The sequence below is a fragment of the Wolbachia endosymbiont of Drosophila incompta genome (assembly GCF_001758565.1).
Taxonomy (GTDB): Bacteria; Pseudomonadota; Alphaproteobacteria; order Rickettsiales; family Anaplasmataceae; genus Wolbachia; species Wolbachia pipientis.
This window is the reverse complement of record NZ_CP011148.1, coordinates 930,850-935,493: the sequence shown is the minus strand read 5'-3', so window position 1 is coordinate 935,493 and position 4,644 is coordinate 930,850. Positions and strand designations below refer to the sequence as shown.

Annotated in this window: 6 protein-coding genes and 2 tRNA genes; 4 read left to right on the top strand and 4 right to left on the bottom strand. The window is 34.7% G+C overall.

The annotated features are described in order from the left end of the window. Positions 1-61 precede the first annotated feature (61 nt). Positions 62-134: transfer RNA gene (locus WG67_RS04200), tRNA-Lys, on the bottom strand. Between the two features lie 341 nt (positions 135-475). Between WG67_RS04200 and WG67_RS04195 the strand changes: the two genes are divergently transcribed. The 4 genes from WG67_RS04195 to WG67_RS04180 all read left to right on the top strand — a co-directional run bounded on the left by WG67_RS04195 (position 476) and on the right by WG67_RS04180 (position 3,238). Continuing rightward, positions 476-551, top strand: a tRNA-Ala gene (locus WG67_RS04195). A gap of 212 nt (positions 552-763) precedes the next feature. After that, positions 764-2,239 carry a magnesium transporter MgtE N-terminal domain-containing protein gene (locus WG67_RS04190; protein WP_038199255.1) on the top strand — a complete coding sequence of 492 codons (1,476 nt, stop codon included), beginning with the start codon at positions 764-766 and terminating at the stop codon, positions 2,237-2,239. Between the two features lie 41 nt (positions 2,240-2,280). Beyond that, positions 2,281-2,766, top strand: a complete 486-nt coding sequence (locus WG67_RS04185) for a hypothetical protein (RefSeq protein ID WP_010082371.1) — start codon at positions 2,281-2,283, stop codon at positions 2,764-2,766. Positions 2,767-2,863: 97 nt separating this feature from the next. Then, complete coding sequence (locus WG67_RS04180) at positions 2,864-3,238, top strand: hypothetical protein (protein ID WP_010082372.1); 375 nt, start codon at positions 2,864-2,866, stop codon at positions 3,236-3,238. 72 nt (positions 3,239-3,310) lie between these two features. Here WG67_RS04180 and ccmE read toward each other — a convergent pair whose 3' ends face one another. The 3 genes from ccmE to WG67_RS04170 all read right to left on the bottom strand — a co-directional run. Next, positions 3,311-3,703, bottom strand: coding sequence for a cytochrome c maturation protein CcmE (gene ccmE, locus WG67_RS04175; protein WP_010082373.1), 393 nt, complete (start codon positions 3,701-3,703; stop codon positions 3,311-3,313). Then, the gene (locus WG67_RS06955; protein WP_010962957.1) at positions 3,687-3,824 is read right to left on the bottom strand and encodes a CcmD-like small membrane protein; all 138 of its coding nucleotides are present in this window, start codon (positions 3,822-3,824) and stop codon (positions 3,687-3,689) included. Before WG67_RS06955 ends, ccmE begins: the two co-directional genes overlap by 17 nt. Next, a partial coding sequence (locus tag WG67_RS04170) for a biotin--[acetyl-CoA-carboxylase] ligase (RefSeq protein WP_458694913.1) occupies positions 3,821-4,644 on the bottom strand: 824 nt, incomplete at its 5' end. The genes WG67_RS06955 and WG67_RS04170, both read right to left, overlap by 4 nt.

The window sequence follows — 4,644 nt, the reverse complement described above, 5'->3', positions numbered from 1 at the left end:
ACCATTTAGGTTGGTGAATATTTTGTCTTGTTCTTTTAGCATGTTTTTCAAAATTTGTGAGTGATCCCGACGCGATTCGAACGCGTGACCCACTGATTAAAAGTCAGTTGCTCTACCGGCTGAGCTACGGGATCATTTCATTTTTCAGCTATACTAAACATCAATACAGTTTTTATCCGTTTTAATCAAACTAAAATTTTCATGTGTGGTTAAATAAATTATATAATATACTGCGTTAGTGATAATTTAGTTAAAAAATCTATGAATAATTTAAAAAAATTTCCAAAGGAAAACTTCTTGTTAATTTTCAGTTCACAGATTTATTTGGATGGTGTGACGTATAACGCTAAGGAGACAAAAAAATAGAGAAGTGTGTACACCCTGCAGAATTTGTACACTATTTAGCAATAGCCTAATAGATAAATATTTCTTGCATTTCAGCCTGAGTGATTTATGCTTTAAGCAAGAATTACCTGGGGGTATAGCTCAGCTGGTAGAGCATCTGTTTTGCACGCAGAAGGTCAGCGGTTCGATCCCGCTTGCCTCCACCAGTCTATACAGCTCTAGCCGCCACAAAACCTGTCAAAGCAGCTTATTTTAATCTATGAGGATTTTATACTATTTCCCTGAAAATCTCTATTTCTTTTCGTAACTTTTCTCTACACAAGTAATGTTGGTTATTACAATTGTAATATATACTAACTTAACAATAAATTAATCAATAAATGTTAGAATACTAACAATTAATTTATTGGTAACGCCTATGAGTGGAAAAAAGCATGTTTTTAAGATGATACCTGGAAAAGAGGTGTTTAGAAAAACCCCGACTACAAGGATAAAGTGGCCTGAAGGTAATGATCCTACAATGCCTATTAAAAAAGTTGAGCTTGTATCGCTGGATGATAAAAACGATGTAGTACTAGGCTTATTGCCTATAAAACTTTGCAGCAGTTCTTGCCTAGACAGTTACATATGTCTGGAGGAAGAAAATGAAGGAAATCTGGTAGCCAAAGATTATAAAAGTGATTCTAACTTAGATTATGTAAAAAGTAACCATACATTTGTATATTACGGTAATGAGTTGGCTAAGTTATCATATACAAGAGAGCTTGTGCAGCCTTTCAAAACTATGTGTAGCAGTTCTATTAAATCAAAAAAATTGGAATACAAATATGTAACATGGGAAGATTCAGATACTGGCAACAATAAATATTATTTTTCAGACGAGGCAGGAAATATAATCGATTCACCTGACAATGAGGTATTACAAGACATTATGTTATACTACGGTGAGAGACATATAAGAGATGTGCTACTGTTGCTATCAAACGCGTTTACTAAAGTTTTTATTCAGGGCCTAACAGACGGCCAACTAAAAACTCTTGCCAATACTCTTAGTAACGAGCAACTGCAAAAAATAATTCCTGAACTGAGCTCAAGCCAGTTGCAGGCCTTAGCAGAGAACTTAACAGATGAACAACTCCAAGCTTTAGTGGATCATCTAACCAATCACCAGCTAAAAACCCTCGCTCAGGAACTAAATCCAGAAAAGTTACAAATAATTGTTCCTATTTTAAATGATACTCAGCTTGAAGCTCTAGTGAGAAAATTAAATTCAGAGCAAGTAAAAGAAATTTTACCTCACTTAAAAGTGGATCAGTTCAAAGCACTTATTAAAACTTTAAATGACGAGCAATTTACAGTGCTTGCAAAAGACTTGGCTGAGCACCACTTGACAATACTCTCCAAAGAATTAGAAGGTGATCAGTTGAAAGCTTTAGTAAATAGTCTGCAAGAAGAACAACTGAAAGACTTAGTTAATAAGCTTGATCCTGAGAAACTCGAAGCAATTGCTCAGGATTTAACTGATTCTAATAAGATTCAGATTATCATTAAGTCTTTAGTTGACAACCCAGACAAACTTCAAGCTTTTGCTCGCAATATGTCTAATGAGCAGTTTAAAGAACTTTTGGATAACGTAGGCGCAGAAGAGCTTAAAGACATCATTCACAAACTGCCTTATGAGAAAGTGACAGCTGTGATCGGTGATCTCAGCAATCAAGATCAGTCTAAAGCTATTATTGATGCATTAAAAGGGAAACTTGACGAGCAGAGTAAACAGAACAAGGAAATGATTGAGATGCTCAAGCAAATCAAGGACGATATGCCAGGCATTGCAGAAGCTCCAGATTTTACAATAGTAGAAAACAATAACGATTCAATGCTACTTGTATGGTAGCAATTTATGAAAATCAATTTTTTTATAGGAGGTAACTTATTATGAGTAAAAACAATGTAGAATTATATTTTGGTGACGAGCCTTCAGACCAAAGTAAATTACTAAAACTTGAGAGCCCGGTTTTTACAAAACCAGATTTTGTAAAACCAAGTATAGATTCAGTAAAAATTCAGAATAAAGAAAAAGGTGCTAAGGAGTTAGATTTTGATATAAATCAGCCACTGGAAAAAATACCTATAGCGGAAATGAAGCAAACAGCCGCAGCTATAACATACCTTAAAAAGGTTTATGATGGCTTGATAGACAGTATTAATGAGTATAACACAAGTTTAAGCAGTAACATTACAACTGGCATAGTGGAGCCACTGTCAACAACTATATCAAATATAGGGAACAATACAACTGAAATAAAAAGTCAACTTCAAACTCTTCGAGATGAGCTTCAGGAATTTCGTGATGATCAGCCAGGCATTGCAGAAGCTTCCATATTCCCTCATGCTACTGGCGAAGAGAACGGGTTGCTTTAATAAAAAAGGTAATAGCTTGCTAGCTGTGACTCTTTCCACATACCACTTCAATGTAGCTGAATTGATTTTAAAATTATAATTTTTTATAGGAGTTAGCATGAATAATAGTAAACAAGAAAGCAAAAACGAACTTAAAGTAATAAGCAAAATAGAAGTTAACACCAAACCTAAAGGTTATGATGAAACAGTTGCGCGAAATCCAGCGCAGCTTGGTTATGTCCACAAAGCTTTAGATAAATTAATCGCAGAGCTGAACACGAAATTCGTTCCTGAATTGGATGATGTATTGCATAACAATAGCAACTCTATCAGTCAATTAAATGACATGCTAACAGAAGAAAGGAGTAAGCTTGACGAGCTAATTACAAAGGTTGGTAATGAAAATAGTGGTTTAGTACAGAGCCTGAATAACTTACAGACAAAAGTAGAGGAATTAGAAAACAATACCATTAATGAACCAGATTGGGGTTAAACTGGAAAGAGTAATAGTCTCTAGGCTGTGACTCTCTCTACATACCGTTTCAATACAGCCAGGTTAAGGAATCTATTTTAAAACTTTCGGCATATAGTTCTCATCATGTTTTGCAAACACTGTATCTGCAAGAAAAGTACTATTATCAAACATTTTACCTTGCACAACAACACCACTTTTTTCTGAAAACATTGGTGGAAGTATTCCCTGATATTTCACCATAACGCTCTTATTAAAATCTGTCATTTGAAAAATCACTTCACTTTCGTTGCGTATCACGCTATTTTCAACAACCATTCCACCAACACGGATTAGTTTTTGACCATTTGGTAAAACTATTGCCTCACTTACTGTATAGAAAAATGAGATATTTTCTTTGAGCGTTGTTAAAATAAAAAAAACTGCACAACTTAAAAAGCAGAAAATTCCTGAAGTTATAAGTAATCGCTTATGTTTCTTCTTCATGATTATCTTTCAGGCTTTCTAGAATTTTTTTACTTTTAGTATAACAAGAAATGGTAAAAATTAGCTCTCCAGCAATCAGCGTGAAACTAATAAGGTAAGCAAAAATTACATATGTATTCATAATGCATTATCAATAAATAACTCACCTGCATCAAAATAAATTAAGCTTCCATCCTTTTGCTGCAACACCAATTTACCACTTTTATCTATATCAGCAAAAATTCCTTCATACAATTTGTCAGCTAACTTTACACTGATTTGCTCATTCATTTTGAATGCTTTTTTTAACCACATTTCTCTTATAGCATAAAACCCATCAAGTAGCCATTGCTTTCTTAGCTTATTAAAATTTATTATTAATTTCTTTAACAGATCTATGTTAGACACAGACTCACCGTAATTGCTAATGCACGTTGTTCCTGGAAGTGGTGCATGACTGACATTAATTCCAATTCCTATAATGAGCCAATTCGAATTGGATCTTTTTTCAAGCAATATTCCACTTATTTTCTTGCCATCGATTAGAATGTCATTTGGCCATTTATACTGGAGATTTAGACCATTTATAAATGACAGTATAGCATTTCCAACAGCAAGAGCAGTAACAAAAGTCAATTCTGTTAATTTGCTAACTTGATTCATTAAACCTCTTTCTATCATCCCAGTATTTTCCCCAGTGCTTGACACATAACTATGCGAACATTGCAATTTGCAGGTGGTATGTGGTGTCATTCCAGTGCGTGAAACTGGAATCCAGTTCTTATTACACAGTTGCCTGATGTGCCCATTTGTAATTAAGTTTTCTGGATCCCAGTGCCAGGCTACTCGGATGACATCATCCTTGGTGGGAATACCACAACGTTTGTACAGTTGTGTGCTTGACCATTCTTCTTGATTTCTAGATTCCAGCGTCACGCGCTGGAATGACACCGAAAGCTTTA